This window comes from Arthrobacter sp. PvP023, from assembly GCF_017832975.1.
Taxonomy (GTDB): Bacteria; Actinomycetota; Actinomycetes; order Actinomycetales; family Micrococcaceae; genus Arthrobacter.
In genome coordinates this window covers 4,424,434-4,444,114 of the sequence record NZ_JAFIBI010000001.1, presented here as the reverse complement: position 1 = coordinate 4,444,114, position 19,681 = coordinate 4,424,434, and the positions used below count along the sequence as shown (strand labels likewise).

Sequence of the window (19,681 nt, the reverse complement as noted above, 5' to 3'; positions counted from 1 at the left end):
CCGGATTCATCGGGATGCCCGGTAGCCGGCGCCGATTGCACCGTCGCGCACGATGACTTCCCGGTCAGCGTACGCGGCGGTGCGTGCGTCGTGGGTGATGATTACCACGGTCGTTCCTACCTCCCGGACAAGCTCCAGCATGAGAGTGAGGACGTTCTCGGACGCGAGCGAATCCAGGGACCCCGTGGGCTCGTCGGCGAACAACACGGCAGGGGAGCTCACCAGTGCCCTGGCGACGGCGACACGCTGGGCCTGGCCGCCCGACAAGTCGCCGGGCAGCTTGCCGCCGAGGCCGTCGAGTCCCAGTCGGTCCAGCAGGTCAGCGGACCGCCGCGTGGCCTCCAGGCGTTTGGCCCCGCCCAGGAGGAGGGGGAGGCTGACGTTATCCACTGCGGTGAGCTCAGGCAGGAGCTGGCCGAACTGGAAGACGAATCCGAAATCGGTCAGCCGAAGCCGGGCCCGTTTCGGTTCTGCGAGGGCGCTGATCACCACCGGTGTCTGCCTTTGTGGCGGAGTGTAGGCCACCGTGCCGCTAGTCGGCACGAGCACGCCGGCCAGGCAGTGGAGCAGCGTTGACTTGCCCGATCCGGAGGGGCCCATGATGGCGAGCACTTCGCCGCGTTGGACGTCGAGGTCGATTCCGCGCAGGGCCCGTGTCTGTCCGAAGGAGTGGTGCAGCCCGCGGGCACTGAGGATGGGTGACAGGGTGTCGATCGTACTCATGCGCTCAGGAGCTCCTTCTTGAGTCGGGTCAGGCGGGCGCTGGTGAGTTCGATCCAGCGAAGATCGGCTTCGATGTGGAACAGTCCGTGGTCGCACATCAGCACGTGCAGCAAGTCCGAATCCTGCTTGAGGCGGGTGAGCTCCCGCATTCGGGCCATGTGCTCCGCGCGCTGGATGTCGAGCAAGCGGTCGGCGTCGTCATCGACGAGCAAAGCGATCACGGTCTTGGCGAAGAGGTTGCTTTGCAGCGTCTCTGACGGAACATCCGGGGTGAATAGCCACTCACGGACCTTGCCGCGGCCGGCAGCGGTGATCTCGTACTTTTTGCGGTCCGGGCCGCCGCCGGTTTCCTCGCCCAGGGCGCGGATCAAGTCGTCCCGGACCAGGCGGGCCAGTGTGGAATAGACCTGGCCGAAGGCCAAGGCCTTCTGGGTCCCGAAGTAGCGGTCGTATGAGTGCTTGAGGTCGTAGCCATAGCTTGGCTTGCGGCTCAGAAGGCCCAACAGGGTAAGTGAGTTGTTCACGCCTCCATCTATACACTGAGTGAATAGCAGGACGCCGGCATTGCGTACGACGCATCTGACTGTGTCGTCGGAGCGGCGGCAGAAGCGGCGGAGACGGGCCGCGAAAACTTTTTTTTGAACTTTTTTTGATTCCGCGTAACCCTGGCCGCCCCCGTGACGATTACCACTATGAAAGCGCCGGGTTCGAAGTTGTCCCCCATCAGGTTCGAACCCGGCGCTTGACTGCAAAAAGAGAGCCGGGCTGGAACTGTCCCCCATCATGTTCCGGCCCGGCCCTTTTTTGTCCGAAGCCGGTTCAGCAGGAAGCCGGCCGAGGAGTGCGCGGTCTCCGACGGTTTTCCCTGGTTACCCGGGGTAAAGTTGCGGAGCGGGATACAGCCCGGCCGCCACATGATGGCCATACAATGATGTAGCCATCTCCCTTGAACGAAAGCCATCCGTCCGTGACCGACGCACTGACCGACGCCTCATTGCAGGCCCTCAAGGGCCGCGATGGCGAGTTGTTCAATCTGGTCTATCGGAGCTATGCGTCGCAGGTGCTGGGATACCTGACTGCCCGTGGCGTCGAGGACCCGGAGGCCACTATGCAGGATGTCTTCCTGGCCGTCCTTCCCCGGATAGAAACCATCAGCGGGGGTGCCAGCGGGCTTCGGACCTTTCTTTTCTCGGTGGCCCATGCGCGAATGGTCGACGATCACCGAAGGCAAAGCCGGACGCCCGCGAAGCAACCGTTCGAACCCGGGCTTGACCGGCGGGAAGCCGCCTCGGCTGAAGCGGCGGCCATGCTGCTGATGGCACCCGGGGAAGTGCTGCAGCTGCTTGACATCCTGGGAGAGGACCAAAAAGAGGTCCTGACGCTGCGGATCATCGCAGATCTCACGGTGGAGCAAGTGGCCGAAATTATGGGGAAAAGCGCCGGAGCCGTCAAACAGCTTCAGCGCCGTGCTTTGGACAGACTCCGTGAACATTCGGCCGTAAAGGACTACGTAGCGCCATGACAACCAGGGATGACGTTTCTGGTGGGACCGTTGACCGGCTTCTGCTCGACGCCGGCCACACGGACGTGCCTGAGCTGAGGGCCGCACTTCTGTCCATAGCTTCGCTGGGGCACATGCAGGTTCCCGCCCCGGGCGCCGAGCTTGCGGCCATGCTGGCAGGGTCTCGGGATGAACTGACGAAGAAACGCTGGCTGCGCCGGCACCGCCCCACGGTGGCGGGCCTTGCAGTCCTGGCCGGCATGAGTCTCGGGGTCAGCGGGGTTGCCGCCACCAGCGAAGTATCGACAACGGGCTCGGGGCCCTGGTCCATACAGGAGCTGACGACAGGCTGGACCCCGGATTGGATGCTTCCCCTCAAGCCGGCCGCAACTGACCCGGGCGGACCGAGAGCGTCGGTCTCGCCGCTCTTCCTGCAGCTTGACCCGGTGGGCCGTGCAGATGCAGACGAGCCGGCAGGCCCGGACATACAGAGCGCCGTCGCGGGCCGCGCCAACGATCAGGCGCCGGAAACACAGCCGGGTGCGCCGGTGCATCAGCCTGCCAAGGTATCCGACCGGGCAAACGGGGCGGCCTCCGGCAACAGCCACGCAGGGAAGCCGGGCGCTGAGGACGCCGGCGTAAGCGAGGCGGATTCCGCCGTGGAGGAACAGTCCGCACCAGGCTCCCCGGAAAACGCCGGCGAGCCTTCCGATAGGGCTACCCCGGCGCCGGAAGCAAACAGCTCGGAGCTCCGCGGAAACAACCCGAAGAAGCACAAATCCGGCACGGGTCTGCTCGGTTCCGCCGTTGAGTCCGCCATCGATCCCGTCAGCAGCTGGCTGAAGAAGTTCCGGCCGTAGCGCCGGCCTCCCCGCAATGCTCGAACGGACGCTGTAGGGCCCGCACGGCGGCCCTTAAGCGTCCGTTCGCGCTGACACGGCCTGGTTAGGCCAGGACCTGCCGCTTGGAGGAGATGACCCCGGTGTCGAAGCCGGCAAGGTGGAGTCCACCATGGAAGCGGGCGTGCTCGATCTTGACGCACCGGTCCATTACGACGTCGAGCCCGGCGGCTTCCGCTTCCTTCGCCACGTCCTCATGCCAGGAACCGAGCTGCAGCCACAGCGTCTTGGCACCGGCTGCGATTGCCTCGTCCAGAACGCCGGGCAGGTCATCATGCTTGCGGAACACATCCACGATGTCGGGGCTCTCGGGGAGGTCGGCAAGCGACGCGTAGGTGGGCTGTCCCAGGATTTCCTTGACTACCGGGTTCACGAAGTACACCTTGTAGCGGGTGGAGGACTGCAGGTAGGTTGCCACGAAGTAACTTGCCCGCGAGGGCTTGTCCGAGGCGCCCACAATGGCGATGGACTTAGCCTGCCGGAGCAGGTTCAGGCGGTCGGGCGCTGACGGGCCTTCCCAGGTCCTGGATTCTGCTGCGCTCATGCGATTGCTCCGATCGTGCAGGCATCGGCGGCGACGGTTTCGACAGGTTCAACCACCGACGAGGAGGCAGCGTCCAGCGCCTGGTCCAGGTCCCACAGGATGTCCTCGATGTCCTCGAGCCCGATCGAGATCCGGACCAGGTCCTCGGGGACGCCCGCGGATTCCAGCTGGGCCGGACTCAGCTGCTGGTGGGTCGTGGAGCCGGGGTGGATCACCAGGGTCCGGGAGTCGCCAACGTTGGCCAGGTGCGAGGCCAGCTGGAGTGACTCGATGAATTTCTGCCCGGCAGCGCGGCCGCCCTTGACGCCGAACGAGAACACCGAACCCGGTCCCAGGGGCAGGTACTTCTTCGCCCGCTCAAAGTGCGGGTGGGAGGGCAGGCCGGAGAAGTTCACGTAGGCGACGCGCTCGTCCGCTTCAAGCCACTCGGCCACGGCCTGGGCGTTCTTCAGGTGCTCGTCCAGGCGCTGCGGAAGGGTTTCCACGCCCTGCAGCAGCTGGAACGCGGACTGCGGAGAGAGCGCGGGGCCGATATCCCGCAACTGCTCGCAGCGGAGCTTGGTCAGGAAGCCGTACTCGCCGAAGTTGCCCCACCAGGAGACGTTGCCGTAGGAGGCCACGGGCTCGGTCATGGTGGGGAACTTACCGTTGCCCCAGTTGAACCGGCCGCTCTCCACGATCACGCCGCCCAGGGTGGTGCCGTGTCCGCCGAGGAACTTGGTGGCGGAGTGGATCACGATGTCCGCCCCGTGCTCGATCGGCCGCACCAGGTACGGCGTGCTCAAGGTGGCGTCGACGACCAGGGGGATGCCGGCGTCGCGCGCCACCTTTGCCAGACCCTCAAGGTCCTGGACTTCGGACGACGGGTTGGCCACCACCTCAACGAAGATCGCCTTGGTGTTCTCCCGGACCGCGGCGGCGTAGTCCGCCGGATCGGTGCCGGGGACGAACGTGGTGTCCACCCCGAAGCGGCGCAGCGTGACGTCCAGCTGGGTGACGGTGCCGCCGTAGAGCTGGGAGGCCGCCACGATGTGGTCGCCCGCCTGGGTGAGCGCGGCGAAGGTAATGAATTCCGCGGCCATGCCCGACGACGTCGCAACGGCGCCGATGCCGCCCTCCAAGGAGGCAATGCGCTCTTCGAACGCCGCCACCGTGGGGTTGCCGATCCGGGAGTAGATGTTGCCGTACTTCTGCAGGGCGAAGAGGTTGGCGGCGTCCTGGGTGTCCTTGAAGACGAAGGACGTGGTCTGGTAGATCGGGACGGCCCGCGCGCCGTGCTCGGCGTCGGGTGTGCCGCCGGCGTGCAGGGCGCGGGTGCGGAAGCCGAACTTGCGGTCCGCCATTACGCGTTCACCAGCCCGGTGGTTTTTGACGCGTCGGCGGCTACGGGCGTGCCGGACAGGTCCAGTTCGGTGCCGTTCCTGCGGGCGAGGTCAGCCTCGAGTTCGCGGACGATCGGCAGGATGTCCTGGCCGAACGCGGCGACTTCCTCCTGGAAGTGCAGGTAGCCGGTGAGGAAAAGGTTCACGCCGATCTTCTTGTACTCGACGATCCGCTCGGCGATCTGTTCCGGGGTGCCGATCAGCTGGGTCTTGAAGCCGTCGTTGTACTGGACCAGGTCCTCGAAGCTTGAGTCGGCCCACATGCCCTTGCCGTCCTTGGTGGAAGGACCGGCTTCCTGGACCGCGGCCCGGAATCCCTCGACGGCGGGCTTGTGCGCCTTCTCCACGATTTCACGCAGGGTGTCGCGGGCTTCCTTTTCGGAGTCGCGGGCAATGACGAAGCCGTTGAGGCCGAACCTCGGAGAGGGCAAAGCGGCCGGGAGTGAGCCATCCGTGCCGCGGCCGCTTTCTCCTGCGGCAGCAACCACGCCGGCGATGTTCTCCTTGAAGCCTTCCAGGTCCTTGCCGTTGGAGAAGTACCAGTCCGCCACGCGGCCGGCGGTGGCCTGTGCCGCGGTGGAGTTGCCGCCGAAGAAGATTTCCGGATGCGCGCGGCCCGGAACGTCCACCGGGGCAGGGTTCAGGGTGAAGTCGGTGATGTTGTAGTACTTGCCGGACTGGCTGTACTCCTGCTCGGTCCACAGGCCCCGCAGGACCTTGATGAATTCCTCCGTGCGCACGTAGCGTTCGTCGTGTTCCAGCCACTCCAGGCCGAAGTTGGTGAACTCGTTCTTGAGCCAGCCGGAGACGATGTTGACGGCGGCGCGGCCGTTGGAGATGTGGTCCGCGGTGATGATGAACTTGGCCAGCACGCCGGGGTGCCACATGCCGGGGTGGACGGCGGAGATCACCTTGAGGCGCTCGGTGGCGGCCAGCAGGGCCAGGCTGAAGGATGTGGCTTCATGCTGCTTGTCCGCGCCGTAGGAGGCGGCGTAGCGGGTCTGGGTCAGGGCGTACTCGAAGCCGGAGTCCTCGGCGATCCGGGCCAGCTTCTTGTTGTAGTCGAAGTCCCAGCCGGTGCGCTGTTCGATGGTGGAGACCACCAGGCCTCCGGAAACGTTCGGCACCCAGTAGGCGAACTTGAGCGGTTCGGAAAGACGGGCAACGCTGCTGATGTCGTTCATGATTGTTCCTTTACTTCTGTCCGTTGAGGGGAGACTGCTTCTGCCCAATGAGGGAGGCGGCGTAGCCGGCCAGGGCTTCCTGGATTCCGGCGATTGCCGGTTCGTTCTGGAGTGATGTGGTGTCGCCGAGGGTGGTCCCCTCGAAAAGCTGGGTGAGGAGCCTGCGCATGATCTTGCCGCTGCGGGTCTTGGGCACGTCGGGAACCACGACGACGTCGCGCGGCTTCGCGATCGGTCCGATCTCCTTCGCCACGTGGTTCCGGAGTTCGGCGGCCACTTCCGTCGGAACCCCGCCCTTCAGCACGACGAACGCGACGATGGCGTGCCCGGTATTGGGGTCAGCCACCGGGCAGACGCCGGCTTCCACTACGTCCGGGTGGGTGACGAGGGCCGATTCGATTTCGATCGTGGACAGCAGGTGGCCTGAGACGTTGAGGGTGTCATCCACCCGCCCCAGGATCCAGATGTCGCCGTCGTCGTCGTATTTGGCGCCGTCACCGGCGAGGAACCAGCCCTGCTCCGCGTACTTGCGCCAGTACGAATCGAAGTAGCGCTGCGGATTGCCCCAGACGGTACGGGCAATCGCGGGTCCGGGGGAGTCCACCACAATGAATCCCTGGACGCCCGGTGGAACGGTGTTGCCGGCGTCGTCCACGATCCGGGTGCTGACCCCGGGAAGCGGGCGGGCCGCGCAGCCCGGCTTGAACTCGGTGTCCGTCGGTGCGGGGGAGAGGATGGTGGCGCCGGTCTCGGACTGCCACCAGGTGTCCACCACGGGTGCGGTGCCGGCACCGACGTTCTGGCGGAGCCAGCGCCAGGCCTCAGGGTTGACGGCTTCGCCCACGGTGCCGAGCATCCGGATGGAGGACAAATCGTAGCTGTCCGGTACTCCGTCCGGGAACCAGCCCATGAGCGAGCGCACCAGGGTGGGTGCTGTGTAGTACTGCGTCACGCCGTAGCGCTCGATGATCTCGAAGTGCCGGCCCGGATGCGGCGTGTTCGGCGTGCCCTCGAAGATCACCTGGGTGACGCCGTTGGAGAGCGGGCCGTAGATCTCGTAGGTGTGCGCGGTGACCCAGGCGAGGTCCGCGGTGCACCAGTGCACGTCCTGGTCACGGAGCGCCGGGTCCGGGTTGCTGAACAGGTGCTCGAAGCTCCACGACGCCTGCGTCAGGTAGCCGCCGGAGGTGTGCACCAGGCCCTTGGGCTTGCCCGTGGTTCCGGAGGTGTACATGATGAAGAGGGGAGTCTCGGCGTCGAACGCTTCCGGTTCGTGCACGTCGGAGGCCTGCCCGACGGCGTCGTGCCACCAGACGTCCCGGCCTTCAGCCATGGGGACCGTTGCCAGCTGGTCGGCAGGGGTGGTGCGGTTGACCACCAGCACGTGTTCGATGGCGTTGTCCCCGGCAACTGCGGCATCCGCATTGTCCTTGACCGGCACTGCCACCCCGCGGCGGAACTGGCCGTCCGTGGTGACCAGGAGTTTGGCCCCCGTGTCCTCCACCCGGAACTTCAGCGCCTCGGCGGAGAAGCCGCCGAACACCAGGGAATGGATGGCGCCGATACGCGCCACGGCAAGGGTGATGATGACGGTTTCGGGGATGACCGGGAGGTAGATGACCACGCGGTCGCCCTCGGTGATGCCGAGTGCGAGGAGCGCGTTCGCGGCCTTGGACACTTCGCGCTGAAGCTCGGCGTACGTGACGGCACGGCGGTCGCCGGGTTCGCCTTCGAAGTGCAGCGCCACCTTGCTCCCGCGGCCGGCGGCAACGTGGCGGTCCACGCAGTTGTAGGCGACGTTGAGCTTGCCGCCCTCAAACCAGGTGATGTCCGGTCCGGTGCCGGCATCCAGGTTTGCCGGAACGCGCCGGTGCGCGGTATGCCAGGGCTTGCCGCTGGCATATCCGCTGAGGGCTCCGCCGGACGGTGCCGCCCAGTCGAGGCGGAGGGCTCGTTCTTCCCAGAACGCTACGTTGGGGTTACTGCGGTGACGCGCCGGTCCGTCAGTGGGGACGCCGTGCACTGCGCCGTCCGTGGGCTCGGTCAGGGACCATCCCGAAGAGCCGCGAGAGGAGCCGGGCGCGTCACGCAGCCCTGCTTCGTTCGCCGTCGCGTCCGAAGTGGTTTGTGGAGTTGCCTCGGACGGAATCCGGGCAAGGGTGGGCAGGGCAGAAGAACTATCAGGGGTCATTACAGCACTCCATCGGTCCTGGCAGTAGCACCCCTCGTTCCAAAAATTCCTCGAAAGAGGAGGAACAGTTTCGTGGGAATGGTCGTCTCACGTCACCGGGGTTGCTGCGGCTTCATCGATCCAGGTCTCTCGGCCGCTCGGGATGGTCATTACCTACTAGAACCGAGATGCACGATTTCACAAAATCCGCGCGTTCAGCGCCGTCATATTCGGTCATCACCGGTGCGCAGGCACTGTTTCATTCACTTATTCGGGAATTGTCCGAAAAGTCCGCAGGAGTAAGGTTGATGCATGTCCCATATTAACGATCCGGCAGTCATTGACCGACTCATGCGAACCAAAGGCACATGGGCAATCGTCGGCCTGACCACCAACCAGTGGCGCTCGGCGTACGACGTCTCCCTCTACATCCGTGACCGGATGGGCATGGACATCATTCCGGTCAACCTCCCCGGCGATGACGTTCACGGGGAGAAGGGATACCGGTCCCTGGCGGACATCCCCGCGGAAAAGCACCCGATCGACGTCGTGGACTGTTTTGTTAACTCCCAGAAGGTGGGTGCTGTCATCGACCAGGCCATCGCGGTGGGCGCCAAGGCGGTGTGGCTGCAGCTCGGTGTCTTCGACGACGCTGCCGTTGAGCGTGCCAAGGCCGCCGGACTGGACGTGGTGGTCAACTCGTGCCCGGCCCGCGAAGGCTGGCGCGTGGGCATCTAGCACCTGCGGTTTGTCCCTGCCGCCGGATAGGCTCGTGCCATGGACGTTGACACCCTCCGGAAGATCTGCCTGAGCTTCCCCGGCGCCTTCGAAGATTTTCCGTTCGGCCCGGAAACCTCCGTTTTCAAGGTGCGGGCAGCCGTGGCGGGCGGTTCGCGGCAGGAGGCCAAGATGTTCGCCGCATCCGCGATGGATTCTGAAGATTGGTCCGTGAGCCTCAAGTGCGAGCCTGCGCTGGCAGAACAGCTCCGGGCCATCCATCCGGAAATTACCGGCGCCTGGCATATGAACAAGACGCACTGGAACGGGGTCCGGCTGGACGGATCGCTGCCGGATGACATGATCCGGGACATGGTGGAGGACTCCTACGACCTGGTGGTGGCCACACTGAGCCGGAAGCAGCGCGAACAGCTGGGATGGGCCGGGCTCGCCCGGGGTGAAGGCGCATGAAGAGCCGTCGCGGTGCCGGCCGTGTCAGCCGCGTCGCCAGGGGCAACCTGAATTACCCTGGCGTTGGTTCCACTGAACACGGACGGCCGCCGGACGGCATCCCCTGGCTGGTGACCCAGGCGTACCTCGGCGAGGGTGCGGCACTCTACCGGCGGGTGGCCCACGGGATCCTGGCCTGGCAGCTGCAGAAACGGTCCGGGCTGCGGGTCCGCTCCGACTCCGACGTCGTGGTGCCCGGCGCCCGCGTAGTGAGCGGATTCGGCGTCGGGCCTTTCCGGATCAACGCGCCCTGCGAGGTGGTGTGGGTGCGCCGGCCGGTGCCCGGCGACGGCCCGCAAAGCGCCGGTTTCGGGTACGGCACGCTGCCCGGCCATCCGGTGCGGGGCGAGGAAGCCTTTGAAGTGGAACTGGACGGCCAGGGGCGCGTGTTCCTGAAGATCACTGCCTTCAGCCGGCCCTCCAACTGGTTTTACGCGGCCGGCAGCGCCGTCACGGCACGCGCACAAAGACACGTCACTTCCCGATACATTGGGAGTGCGCACGAACTGGCCGCAGGTGAAAGCTGATCAGGAGCAGGTGGATGCTGGAACAGAAAACCCTTGACCAATTGTGGAACTTCGACGACCCCGCAGGATCGGAAGCCCGTTTCCGGACGGCTGCCACAGACGAAAATTACGACGCCGATGAACGGGCCGAGCTCGCCACCCAGGTGGGGCGGGCCATCGGACTGCAGGGCCGCTACGAGGAAGCCGACGCACTCCTGGACGCGATCGACGCCGACGAGCCCACCGTGGCCGTCCGCGTGCTCCTGGAGCGAGGCCGCCTGCTGAACTCCAGCGGGCACGCCGCGATGGCCGTGCCGCTGTTTGAACAGGCCGCCGAACTGGCGGACCACCTCAGTGAGGAATTCCTGGCCGTCGACGCGCTGCACATGCTGGCGATCGCGGACCCTGAGCACGCCGAGTCCTGGACCCGCAGTGCCCTCGAGTATGCTTCCACGGTGCACGATCCTCGGACCAGGCGGTGGATGGTCTCGCTGCACAACAACCTGGGCTGGACGCTGCACCAGGGCGGCCGCTTCACCGAGGCCCTGGTCGAGTTCCAGCTTGCCGAACAGTGGGCGGAACGTGTCGGCACACCCCAGCAGCAGGAATGGGCCCGTGAGGCGATCGAGGAGTGCCAGCATTCCCTCGCCGCCGGCCGGCCGTAGCAAGACAACGAGCCGTAGAAAAACAACGAAAGGCATAACCCCGTGATCTTCATTGTCGTCAAGTTCAAGGTCAAGCCGGACTGGTCGGATAAGTGGCTGGGCCTGGTGGAGGACTTCACCCAGGCGACGCGTCAGGAGCCCGGCAACCTGTGGTTCGACTGGTCCCGCAGCGTGGAGGACCCCAACGAGTTTGTCCTCGTGGAAGCCTTCAAGGACGATGCCGCCGGCGACCACGTCAATAGCGCACACTTCCAGAAGGCGATGGCGGACATGCCCCAGGCCCTCGCTGAGACGCCCCGCATCATCAGCCGCCAGCTCGACGGCGACGGCTGGGACCGCATGGGCGAACTCACCATCGCCTAGCCCGCCCGGGAAGGACCGCCCCATGTGGATCGGATGGATTGAGTTCGACATTCTCCTGGGCGACGTTCACAGCCTCAAGGAGAAGCGTTCCGTGGTGCGGCCGCTGCTGGCGGAGCTGAAGCGCCGCTTTGAGGTTTCCGTGGCCGAGGTGGGGGACCACGAACAGTACCGGCGCACGCAGCTTGGCGCCGGGCTGGTTGCAGCAGACCGGACGCACCTCGTGGAGGTGCTCACCGCCGTCGAACGCTTCGTTGCCAACCGCCCCGAACTGGAACTCCTCAGCGCCAGGCAACGCGAGCTCCGCAGCGACGACTGATTCATCGATTGCTCCGCACGGGCCATTTTGGCATCCCAAAACGGCGGCTACGGAGCAGTCGATAGGTCTTGTGGATAACTTCTGCGGACTCGGGCGGCATTCTGCTCTCATGAACCCATGAAGACTGCACGCCCGCTTCCCGTTGAATTCCAGGATCGACCCTTCACCGCGGTGGACGCGGCGCGCGCCGGAGTATCACCCAAACGGCTGCGGCACAGCTCCCTGAAGCGCCTTGGGAAGGGAATACGCGTGGAGAGCGCGACGGCGGAGCTCCCCTTGCGTATCAGGGTGCGGCCCTTCATTGAGGTCAACGAGCGATGCGCCGCGTCGCACCTCACTGCGGCGGAACTGCTCGCGCTGCCGCGACGTCAGCAGCAGGGATCGCAGGATATGTTTCATGTCATCAGGCCTGAGGGCGAGGCCTATCTGAACCGGCCGCATGTCATTGTGCACCGGATGAAGCTGTTCAGCGACGAGGTCACCACAGTCGACGGGATTTCCGTGACCACTCCGGAGCGGACCTGGCTGGACATGGCGGAGATGCTGTCAGTGGACGAGCTTGTAGCCATGGGCGACAGCTGTGTTCGGGTGCCGCGGGCGGGCCTGGAGGACAGGAACGTGCCGCTCTGTAGTGTGGCTGACCTTCAGCGGATGATTGACAGGCACAAGGGAAAGCGCGGCCTGCGCAAGGCAAAGGAAGCCATCAAGCTCATCAGGGTGGGCTCTGACTCGCCGCAGGAGACGCTCCTTCGGCTGGCCATCGTCAGGGTCGGCCTGCCGGAACCGGAGTTGAACGTGCCCATCATCGGCCATGATGGTCGCCGCCACCATGAGCCGGACCTTTCCTACCGGAAATACAAAGTCGGGATCGAGTACGAGGGCGAGCACCACGGTGAGGAGGGCCAGGTGGTCCGGGATATCGCCCGTTCCGAGCGCTACGCGGCCCTTGGCTGGACCGAAGTCCGGATCTCCAACCGCCACATGTTCAACGAAGCAAAGCCGGCAGTATCCAAAATACGCACAGCGCTAGTGCAAGCGGGTTGGCGGCCGGACCGTTAACGAGCGATTGCTCCGTAACTGCCGTTCTGAGGGTTCAAAACGGCAGTTACGGAGCAATCGACGGGGACGGAGTGCCTAGCCGAAGTACTTCGGCAGGGTGGCCTCGTGGGCTTCGCGGAGGGCGTCGAGGTTCATGGTCTCGACGCCGTTGATCTCCAGCTGGCCGCTTGCTGCGTCCACCACGCCGATGCGGGTGTGGGCGAAGCCGCGGGCGGTGCACATGTCCGTGAAGCGGACTTCCTCGGAGCGCGGCACGCCAACAATGGCGCGGCCCTGGGTCTCGGAGAACAGTGCCGTGAAGAGGTCCACGCCGTCACGGTCCATGACGTCTTGCAGGGCAATCCGTGCACCCACGCCGTAGCGCAGCGCGGACTCAACCAGGGCTGCCGCGAGGCCGCCCTCGGAGAGGTCGTGCGCGGAGTCCACCATGCCGTCGCGGGAGGCGTTGATCAGGATTTCACCCAGCGCGCGTTCGGCAGCGAGGTCAACCTTCGGCGGCTGCCCGCCAAGGTGGCCGCGCAGGTTGGCCCACTCGGAACCGTCCAGTTCTGCCGCCGTGGTGCCCAGGAGGTAGATGGCCTGGCCGTCTTCCTTCCAGCCCGACGGCGTGCGGCGGGCGACGTCGTCGAGCTTGCCCAGCACTGCCACCACGGGGGAGGGGTGAATGGGCGTGGTCCCGGTCTGGTTGTACAGCGAGACGTTGCCGCCGGTGACCGGGATGCCCAGCACCATGCAGGCGTCGGACAGGCCGCGGATGGCCTCGGCGAGCTGCCACATGACGTCCGGGTCCTCGGGGGAACCGAAGTTCAGGCAGTCGCTGACGGCCATCGGCACTGCGCCGGAGGTGGCGACGTTGCGGTACGCCTCGGCCAGCGCGAGCTGTGCGCCGTGGTACGGGTCGAGGTAGGTGTAGCGGCCGTTGGCGTCGGTGGCCAAGGCCACGCCCAGGCCGGTTTCCTCGTCAACGCGGACCACGCCGGCGTCGTCCGGGAACGCCATGGCGGTGTTGCCGCCGACGTAGCGGTCGTACTGGTTGGTGATCCAGGATTTGTCGCACATGTTCGGCGAAGAAATGAGCTCGGTGACGGCGGCGGCCAGTTCCTTGGGAGCGGAAGGGCGGCCGGCATCCTGGACGGATCCGGTGAAAACGTCGGCCTGAACGGCGTCCTGCCATTCCGGGCGGGCAAACGGGCGGTCATAGACCGGACCGTCGTGGGCCACGGTGCGCGGGTCGACGTCGACAATGACCTCGCCTTCCCACGTGATGATCAGGCGGCCGGTGTCGGTCACCTCGCCCAGCCAGGAGTACTCCACTGCCCACTTGTCCATGACGGCTTCGAAGGCGGCGACGTTCTCGGGGGTCACCACCGCCATCATGCGTTCCTGCGACTCGGACATGAGGATTTCGCCCGGGGTCAGTGTGGGATCGCGCAGCAGCACGGAGGTCAGCTCGACTTCCATGCCGCCGTCGCCGTTGGAGGCGAGCTCGGAGGTGGCGCAGGAAATGCCCGCGGCGCCGAGGTCCTGGATGCCCTCAACGAGGGAACCCTTGAACAGTTCGAGGCAGCACTCGATCAGGACCTTCTCGGCGAACGGGTCGCCCACCTGGACGGCGGGACGCTTGGACGGCTTGGTGTCGTCGAAGGACTCGGAGGCCAGCACGGAGGCGCCGCCGATGCCGTCGCCGCCGGTGCGTGCACCGAACAGCACTACCTTGTTGCCCTTGCCGGAGGCGTTGGCCAGGCGGATGTCCTCGTGGCGCATAACGCCGACGGCCAGCGCGTTCACCAGCGGGTTGCCCTGGTACACGGAGTCGAAGACCATTTCGCCGCCGATGTTGGGCAGGCCCAGGGAGTTGCCGTAGCCGCCGATACCGGCCACGGCACCGTGCATGACGCGTGCGGTGTCCGGGTGGTCGATGGCGCCGAACCGCAGCGGATCCATCACGGCCACCGGGCGGGCACCCATGGAGATGATGTCGCGGACGATGCCGCCGATGCCCGTTGCGGCGCCCTGGTAGGGCTCAACGAACGACGGAGAGTTGTGGGACTCGATCTTGAACGTCACGGCCCAGCCGTCGCCCAGGTTGGTGACACCGGCGTTTTCGCCGATGCCCACCAGCATGTCTTTCTTCATCTCGTCCGTCACCTTGTCGCCGAACTGGCGCAGGTGGTTCTTGGAGGACTTGTAGGAGCAGTGCTCGCTCCACATCACGGAGTACATGGCGAGCTCGGCGCCGGTCGGGCGGCGGCCCAGGACCTTGACGACCTCGTCGAACTCGTTCTGCTTCAGGCCCAGTTCGGCCCAGGGGAGTTCGACGTCGGGGGTCTTGGCCGCGTTCTCCACGGTGTCGATGTTGAACTTCTTGCTGACGGTTTCAGCTGAGGTACTCACTTTGCGCCTCCCACAATCTTGTTCAATACGGAGGTGAAGAAACCGAGGCCGTCGGTGTCGGAACCGCCGACACCGTCCAGGGACTCGGGGCCGAAGCCGACCTCCACGGCGTGCTCCGGGTGGGGCATGAGGCCCACCACGTTGCCGGCGGCGTTGGAGATGCCGGCGATGTCGCGGCGGGAGCCGTTCGGGTTGAAGCCCACGTAGCGGAACACCACGCGGCCTTCGGCCTCAAGGGCGTCCAGGACCTTCTCATCGGCGATGTACTGCCCGTCCTGGTTCTTCAACGGAACGGTGATTTCCTGGCCGGCGGCGTAGTCGCTGGTCCAGGCGGTGGTGTTGTTTTCCACGCGCAGGACCTGGTCGCGGCACATGAACTTCAGGTGGTCGTTCTTGATCATCGAGCCCGGCAGCAGGTGCGACTCGGTGAGGATCTGGAAGCCGTTGCAGATGCCCAGTACCGGCAGCTTGGCTTCCGAGTTTGCGGCGTCGATGATTTTTGCCATCAGCGGCGCGAAGCGTGCAATGGCGCCGGCGCGGAGGTAGTCGCCGTAGGAGAAACCGCCGGGAATCACGACGGCGTCAACGTCGCCAAGGGTGGTGTCTGCGTGCCAGAGTTCCACCGGGGTGGCGCCTGCCAGTCGGACCGCGCGGGCGGCGTCGCGGTCATCCAGGGTTCCGGGGAAGGTGACGACGCCGATTCGGGCGCCGGCGAGGCGCGGGTTGGCCGCAACGGCTACCGCCTCGCTAATCAGGGGGAGTTCAGTCATTTCAGGCCTCGACGACCTCGACGTTGACGACATCCTCGATGACGGGGTTGGACAGCAGGGTTTCTGCGGCGTTCCGTGCCTGGGCCAGGATCTCCTCGGTCACCTCGCCGTCGACAGTGAGTTCAAAGCGCTTGCCCTGGCGGACAGAGCTAAAGGCAGTGAAGCCCAGCCGGGGGAGTGCACCCACGATGGCCTTCCCCTGCGGGTCCAGAATCTCGGGCTTGGGCATGACGTCGACAACGATCCGGGGCATCCGGCAACTCCTGTGCGTGAGCGTTGGGTAAGGGCGCAGCGGAGTGGTGCCGTCTCACGCTGGTCTGCTGCTGTATTTACAGCCACTGCGGACTCCAAACATAAGACAGCGGGAACGAGCGCTCCGCGAGCTTGCTTGCCCATTCTACCGGGCGGAATGCGTCAGGCCGCATTCGCGGGTTGACTGTGAAATGGGGCACTCGCCGGAGGGTGAAGCGCGACGCCGGCTCTGGTGGCGCGCTGGCACGCTCAGTAGGATTGCGGCATGGCTCAGAAACCCAAATCCGTACTACTTCCGGTCATGGCCGCCGCAGTGTTTGCTGGGCTGGGTCGAATGGTGATGCAGAAGATCAAAGCCGATCGTGCCGCCAGGGAAACAAATGTGGCCGGCCCCATTGATGAGAAGACCCGCGCCTGGATCAGCGAAGTGGTCCGTACGCCCCGCCAGTAGCCGCATGCCCGGCACCATGAGGGCCGCAAGATAGTCACCTGACACCTCTGGTCAATGTGATTCACTGCACTCTAAGGTTGTAGGACGTTGTATGTGGCATGTGGGACAAGCCAACATGACCCGTACGTTTCCGCACTGCTGCCCTAGGGCGGCGACCTGAAAGGACAGTGGATTTGAAATTCAAAAAGAGGCGGCCGGCCGGCAAGGCGGGCTCCGTGGGCCGGGTGGCCGCCGCAGGGCTACTTGGGATGGCGCTGATCGCGGGGCCCGGGTTGCCGGCCAGGGCCGAGCCGGCTCCACCCTCCAATCCGGCAGTCGCCCCGGGCACGTTCGCCGAAGCGAACATTGCCGCAGACCGGACGGCCGACAATTTCTTCTACCGTATTCCCGCGCTCACCTACCTCGGGAACGACGTTGTACTTGCAGCGTGGGACGGCAGGCCCGGGAGCTCGGCCGACGCGCCGAACCCGAACTCCATCGTGCAGCGCCGCAGCATCGACGGCGGCGCAACGTGGGGTCCTTTGACCGTCATCGCTGCCGGCCATGTGGCTGACGCCAGCGGCCCCAAATACGGGTTCAGTGATCCGTCGTACATTTACGACGCTGAGGCGGGCAAAGTGTTCGCCCTGTTCGTCTACTCAAAGGACGCCGGCTTCTCTGCCAGCACCTACGGCAACGACGACGCCGACAGGAATGTCATTTCGTCTGCCGTGGTGGAGTCCACCGACGAAGGCCGCACCTGGAGCCAGCCCCGGTTCATCACTAGCGTCACAAAACCCGGAAGCAGTAAGACCAACCCGCAGCCGGGTGACGTACGCACCAACTTCGCGGCATCCGGTGAGGGGATCCAGCTCAAATACGGCGCTCACAAAGGCCGGTTGATTCAGCAGTACTCGGGTTACGTGCGTCAAGCCAACGGTTCAGAACTCTTCCAGGCCTACAGCGTCTACTCGGATGACCATGGCGCAACGTGGCACAAAGGGGCCCCGATCGGCGACCGCATGGACGAGAACAAGACCGTGGAACTCTCTGACGGCAGGGTGCTGCTGAATTCGAGGGACAGCGCGAACGGCGGCTACCGCAAAGTGGCCGTGTCAACCGACGGCGGCGCCAGCTACGGACCGGTCACGCAGGACACTGAACTGCCGGACCCTGCCAACAACGGGTCAATCTCCCGGATATACCCGGCCGCACCGGAGGGCTCTGCCGAGGCAAGGAAGCTGATCTTCACCAATTCCAACTCCAAGACCGCCAGGGAAAACGTCTCGGCGCGCGTGTCCTGTGACGACGGAGCAACGTGGCCCGGTGTCCGCACCATCCGTCCAGGCTTCTCCGCGTATTCAACCATTACCCGCCTGGCCGACGGCAAGTTCGGCGTCCTGTACGAGGCGAACTACACGGACAACATGCAGTTCGCCAGTTTCGACGACGCATGGCTGAACTATGTCTGCGCTCCTGTGAACGTGCCCGCACAAACCATTGCGCCCGGTGTTGCGCAGCAGGTTCCGGTGACGGTTACCAACCAGGAAGCCCATGTCCTGTCCGGCGCCCGTGCCAGTATCTATACGCCAACGGGATGGTCCGCCGCCACGGTGGACGTTCCTGACCTCGCACCGGGTAGCTCTGCCACGGTGAACATCCAGCTCACGCCGCCGGCCGGAGCTTCGGGTCCAACATCCCTCAATGCGGCTTTCACCACGGCCGACGGAAAGGTGTCCCAGTACACGTTCGTTGCCAACAGCCCGGTAGCCCCCCAGGTTGGCCTGACCGTCGCCGGCTCAGCGCCGGCACGGGACGTGGCGGCGAACCCGTATAAGGAAGGCGAGGTGCTGTCTTACACCTTCGCGGTCAAGAGCACGTCGAACGTCACGTCCAATGCAGTCCCCGTTTCCGGGACCTTCGAGACCGGGTTCCTGCCGCCGTCGGCCCCCAACTGCCGGTACAACAACCTTGCCGCCGGTGCCAGCTACAACTGCACCACGCCGAAGCACACGCTCACTCCTGAAGACATAGCGCGCGGCTACCTCGTCCCGGTGGCTGAGTTCACCGTCACGGCCTCCGGCAATACGGCACTGACGAAGGCAATGTCCTTCAAGGGAGCGGCCGAACCGTTGAGGGATGGCCTGCTGGCCGGATCGATCACCGGTGCCCGGAATGATGCCGGACGTGACCTCGCCGCGCAGCCGTACGCCGCCGGCGAGCAGGTGCCCTACACGTTTACCGTCAGCAACACCGGCCCCCTGGCCGCGGACTTTGTGCCGACTGCCGGCAATTTCTCACCCCTCGTACCCCCGGGTTCGGGAAACTGCCGATGGCTCAACCTTGCCGCGGCAGGATCCTACGCATGCTCCACACCGCGGCACGCCGTGACCCGGGAAGAGGCGGAGGAAGGATTCTTCCGTGCCGACTCAACCTGGACAGTTGCTGCGTCCGGGCAGAGCAGCCGGGAATACCGTGTGGACGGCGGCGAAGTGGACCTCGCGGTCCGGACCCCGAAGCTGGACGGCACGGTCTCGGCTGAATGGACCGATGCCGACGGCGACCGCTACGCGAGTGCCGGGGATTCCGTCACCTACACCTATGGCGTGGGAAACGCCGGCAACGTCGCGCTGACCGGCGTCACGGCTCCGGATGCCGGCATTTCAGTGGACAGGCTGGGCATCGGGGAAACAGCAACAGCAACCCGGGTGCACATCCTGACCCCCGCAGATATCGCGGCCGGCCAGTTGCCGGCCTCTCCGTTTGCCGCCTCTGCATCCAACGGGTCGCGGAACGTGCGCGTTGACGTGCAGGCCGAAGCGGTGGCCTTGCGGCTCCAGCCGGCCAAACCGGCGGCCGTTCCGGCGTTGACGGTCCAGGATTTCGACGGGCAGGTTCCGCCCGTCGACCTGGGCACCAACGAAAAATACCGTAACGGCGAGAAGGTGACGCTCCGCGGCCTTCCCTACGGCCAGTGGTATTACGTCTACCTGAACAAGCACGGCTTCCGCCTCGGATGGATCTTTCCCACCACGGCGGACACCGTGGAGTTCCTCCTGCCATCCACCGTGCAGAACGGGCGGGACGACGTGGTGGTCCTGGATTCCGAAGGGAAGCAGGTTTCCTTTGACCGACTGCAGGTCACGCCCAAAGGGTCCATCGGCTGACGTGGAGCAAGCATAGTGACCGCGTCGTGAACCGTGGCGGCGGGCCGGCGGGGAACCGCCCGCCCGCCGCCACGGTTTTCCCTTCCAGGGCTTCTGGCTGTGCCCGGCCCGAGCCTCGAATGACAAAAG

General features: G+C 65.4%; 20 protein-coding genes. 11 read left to right on the top strand and 9 right to left on the bottom strand.

Features of this window, described 5'->3' with window-relative positions; translation table 11 throughout:
* Window positions 1-6 precede the first annotated feature (6 nt).
* Window positions 7-723: an ABC transporter ATP-binding protein gene (locus JOE31_RS20145; protein WP_209747603.1), complete on the bottom strand. Its 717-nt coding sequence runs from the start codon at window positions 721-723 to the stop codon at window positions 7-9.
* Window positions 720-1,247, bottom strand: a complete 528-nt coding sequence (locus tag JOE31_RS20140) for a PadR family transcriptional regulator (protein ID WP_209747601.1) — start codon at window positions 1,245-1,247, stop codon at window positions 720-722. The genes JOE31_RS20145 and JOE31_RS20140 overlap by 4 nt, the downstream gene beginning before the upstream one ends.
* Before the next feature lie 443 nt (window positions 1,248-1,690).
* On the opposite strand from JOE31_RS20140, the gene JOE31_RS20135 reads away from it, so the two are divergent.
* Together JOE31_RS20135 and JOE31_RS20130 are read left to right on the top strand one after the other, a co-directional pair.
* Window positions 1,691-2,245 carry an RNA polymerase sigma factor gene (locus tag JOE31_RS20135; RefSeq protein WP_209748670.1) on the top strand — a complete coding sequence of 185 codons (555 nt, stop codon included), beginning with the start codon at window positions 1,691-1,693 and terminating at the stop codon, window positions 2,243-2,245.
* Window positions 2,242-3,084, top strand: a complete 843-nt coding sequence (locus tag JOE31_RS20130) for a hypothetical protein (protein WP_209747599.1) — start codon at window positions 2,242-2,244, stop codon at window positions 3,082-3,084. Before JOE31_RS20135 ends, JOE31_RS20130 begins: the two co-directional genes overlap by 4 nt.
* Before the next feature lie 85 nt (window positions 3,085-3,169).
* Here JOE31_RS20130 and JOE31_RS20125 read toward each other — a convergent pair whose 3' ends face one another.
* Genes JOE31_RS20125 through acs form a run of 4 tightly spaced genes read right to left on the bottom strand, consistent with a single transcriptional unit; the run spans window position 3,170 to window position 8,424 of the window.
* Entirely contained in the window at window positions 3,170-3,667 is a 498-nt protein-coding gene (locus JOE31_RS20125) for a CoA-binding protein (protein WP_209747598.1), read from the bottom strand.
* Window positions 3,664-5,010 (bottom strand): O-acetylhomoserine aminocarboxypropyltransferase/cysteine synthase family protein, encoded by a 1,347-nt coding sequence (locus tag JOE31_RS20120; RefSeq protein ID WP_209747595.1) that lies wholly within the window; start codon window positions 5,008-5,010, stop codon window positions 3,664-3,666. The genes JOE31_RS20125 and JOE31_RS20120 overlap by 4 nt, the downstream gene beginning before the upstream one ends.
* A complete protein-coding gene (gene sfnG / locus JOE31_RS20115) occupies window positions 5,010-6,233 on the bottom strand; it encodes a dimethylsulfone monooxygenase SfnG (protein ID WP_209747593.1) in 1,224 nt (407 codons plus the stop codon). Before sfnG ends, JOE31_RS20120 begins: the two co-directional genes overlap by 1 nt.
* A 10-nt stretch (window positions 6,234-6,243) precedes the next feature.
* Window positions 6,244-8,424: an acetate--CoA ligase gene (acs, locus tag JOE31_RS20110; RefSeq protein ID WP_245199278.1), complete on the bottom strand. Its 2,181-nt coding sequence runs from the start codon at window positions 8,422-8,424 to the stop codon at window positions 6,244-6,246.
* Between the two features lie 291 nt (window positions 8,425-8,715).
* Between acs and JOE31_RS20105 the strand changes: the two genes are divergently transcribed.
* The 7 genes from JOE31_RS20105 (at window position 8,716) to JOE31_RS20075 (ending at window position 12,539) form a co-directional block, all read left to right on the top strand.
* Complete coding sequence (locus tag JOE31_RS20105) at window positions 8,716-9,141, top strand: CoA-binding protein (RefSeq protein WP_209747591.1); 426 nt, start codon at window positions 8,716-8,718, stop codon at window positions 9,139-9,141.
* A 39-nt stretch (window positions 9,142-9,180) separates the two neighbouring features.
* Window positions 9,181-9,591, top strand: coding sequence for an MmcQ/YjbR family DNA-binding protein (locus JOE31_RS20100; RefSeq protein WP_209747589.1), 411 nt, complete (start codon window positions 9,181-9,183; stop codon window positions 9,589-9,591).
* Window positions 9,588-10,157 (top strand): DUF1990 family protein, encoded by a 570-nt coding sequence (locus JOE31_RS20095; RefSeq protein WP_209747587.1) that lies wholly within the window; start codon window positions 9,588-9,590, stop codon window positions 10,155-10,157. Before JOE31_RS20100 ends, JOE31_RS20095 begins: the two co-directional genes overlap by 4 nt.
* Window positions 10,158-10,171: 14 nt before the next feature.
* Entirely contained in the window at window positions 10,172-10,801 is a 630-nt protein-coding gene (locus JOE31_RS20090) for a hypothetical protein (protein ID WP_209747585.1), read from the top strand.
* A gap of 42 nt (window positions 10,802-10,843) precedes the next feature.
* Window positions 10,844-11,164: a putative quinol monooxygenase gene (locus tag JOE31_RS20085; protein ID WP_011690406.1), complete on the top strand. Its 321-nt coding sequence runs from the start codon at window positions 10,844-10,846 to the stop codon at window positions 11,162-11,164.
* Window positions 11,165-11,186: 22 nt separating this feature from the next.
* Complete coding sequence (locus tag JOE31_RS20080) at window positions 11,187-11,480, top strand: DUF503 domain-containing protein (protein ID WP_209747583.1); 294 nt, start codon at window positions 11,187-11,189, stop codon at window positions 11,478-11,480.
* Window positions 11,481-11,597: 117 nt separating this feature from the next.
* Window positions 11,598-12,539: a hypothetical protein gene (locus JOE31_RS20075; RefSeq protein WP_245199277.1), complete on the top strand. Its 942-nt coding sequence runs from the start codon at window positions 11,598-11,600 to the stop codon at window positions 12,537-12,539.
* 75 nt (window positions 12,540-12,614) lie between these two features.
* Here the strand turns inward: JOE31_RS20075 and purL are convergent, their stop codons facing one another.
* Genes purL through purS form a run of 3 tightly spaced genes read right to left on the bottom strand, consistent with a single transcriptional unit; the run spans window position 12,615 to window position 15,956 of the window.
* Window positions 12,615-14,933, bottom strand: coding sequence for a phosphoribosylformylglycinamidine synthase subunit PurL (gene purL / locus JOE31_RS20070; RefSeq protein WP_209747581.1), 2,319 nt, complete (start codon window positions 14,931-14,933; stop codon window positions 12,615-12,617).
* A complete protein-coding gene (purQ, locus tag JOE31_RS20065; RefSeq protein WP_209747579.1) occupies window positions 14,930-15,703 on the bottom strand; it encodes a phosphoribosylformylglycinamidine synthase subunit PurQ in 774 nt (257 codons plus the stop codon). Before purQ ends, purL begins: the two co-directional genes overlap by 4 nt.
* A 1-nt stretch (window position 15,704) precedes the next feature.
* Window positions 15,705-15,956, bottom strand: coding sequence for a phosphoribosylformylglycinamidine synthase subunit PurS (gene purS / locus JOE31_RS20060; RefSeq protein WP_011690410.1), 252 nt, complete (start codon window positions 15,954-15,956; stop codon window positions 15,705-15,707).
* Window positions 15,957-16,220: 264 nt separating this feature from the next.
* Between purS and JOE31_RS20055 the strand changes: the two genes are divergently transcribed.
* Entirely contained in the window at window positions 16,221-16,406 is a 186-nt protein-coding gene (locus JOE31_RS20055; protein ID WP_209747577.1) for a hypothetical protein, read from the top strand.
* A 248-nt stretch (window positions 16,407-16,654) separates the two neighbouring features.
* Window positions 16,655-19,552 (top strand): exo-alpha-sialidase, encoded by a 2,898-nt coding sequence (locus tag JOE31_RS20050; protein ID WP_209748664.1) that lies wholly within the window; start codon window positions 16,655-16,657, stop codon window positions 19,550-19,552.
* The last annotated feature ends 129 nt before the right edge of the window (window positions 19,553-19,681 follow it).

What these genes read in the sequence shown, in the direction of transcription:
- JOE31_RS20145 (WP_209747603.1), bottom strand. Translation starts at nt 723, where the DNA reads ATGAGTACGATCGACACCCTGTCACCCATCCTCAGTGCCCGCGGGCTG.
- JOE31_RS20130 (WP_209747599.1), top strand. Translation starts at nt 2,242, where the DNA reads ATGACAACCAGGGATGACGTTTCTGGTGGGACCGTTGACCGGCTTCTG.
- JOE31_RS20125 (WP_209747598.1), bottom strand. Translation starts at nt 3,667, where the DNA reads ATGAGCGCAGCAGAATCCAGGACCTGGGAAGGCCCGTCAGCGCCCGAC.
- JOE31_RS20120 (WP_209747595.1), bottom strand. Translation starts at nt 5,010, where the DNA reads ATGGCGGACCGCAAGTTCGGCTTCCGCACCCGCGCCCTGCACGCCGGC.
- sfnG (WP_209747593.1), bottom strand. Translation starts at nt 6,233, where the DNA reads ATGAACGACATCAGCAGCGTTGCCCGTCTTTCCGAACCGCTCAAGTTC.
- acs (WP_245199278.1), bottom strand. Translation starts at nt 8,424, where the DNA reads ATGACCCCTGATAGTTCTTCTGCCCTGCCCACCCTTGCCCGGATTCCG.
- JOE31_RS20105 (WP_209747591.1), top strand. Translation starts at nt 8,716, where the DNA reads ATGTCCCATATTAACGATCCGGCAGTCATTGACCGACTCATGCGAACC.
- JOE31_RS20100 (WP_209747589.1), top strand. Translation starts at nt 9,181, where the DNA reads ATGGACGTTGACACCCTCCGGAAGATCTGCCTGAGCTTCCCCGGCGCC.
- JOE31_RS20095 (WP_209747587.1), top strand. Translation starts at nt 9,588, where the DNA reads ATGAAGAGCCGTCGCGGTGCCGGCCGTGTCAGCCGCGTCGCCAGGGGC.
- JOE31_RS20090 (WP_209747585.1), top strand. Translation starts at nt 10,172, where the DNA reads ATGCTGGAACAGAAAACCCTTGACCAATTGTGGAACTTCGACGACCCC.
- JOE31_RS20080 (WP_209747583.1), top strand. Translation starts at nt 11,187, where the DNA reads ATGTGGATCGGATGGATTGAGTTCGACATTCTCCTGGGCGACGTTCAC.
- JOE31_RS20075 (WP_245199277.1), top strand. Translation starts at nt 11,598, where the DNA reads ATGAAGACTGCACGCCCGCTTCCCGTTGAATTCCAGGATCGACCCTTC.
- purQ (WP_209747579.1), bottom strand. Translation starts at nt 15,703, where the DNA reads ATGACTGAACTCCCCCTGATTAGCGAGGCGGTAGCCGTTGCGGCCAAC.
- purS (WP_011690410.1), bottom strand. Translation starts at nt 15,956, where the DNA reads ATGCCCCGGATCGTTGTCGACGTCATGCCCAAGCCCGAGATTCTGGAC.
- JOE31_RS20055 (WP_209747577.1), top strand. Translation starts at nt 16,221, where the DNA reads ATGGCTCAGAAACCCAAATCCGTACTACTTCCGGTCATGGCCGCCGCA.
- JOE31_RS20050 (WP_209748664.1), top strand. Translation starts at nt 16,655, where the DNA reads ATGGCGCTGATCGCGGGGCCCGGGTTGCCGGCCAGGGCCGAGCCGGCT.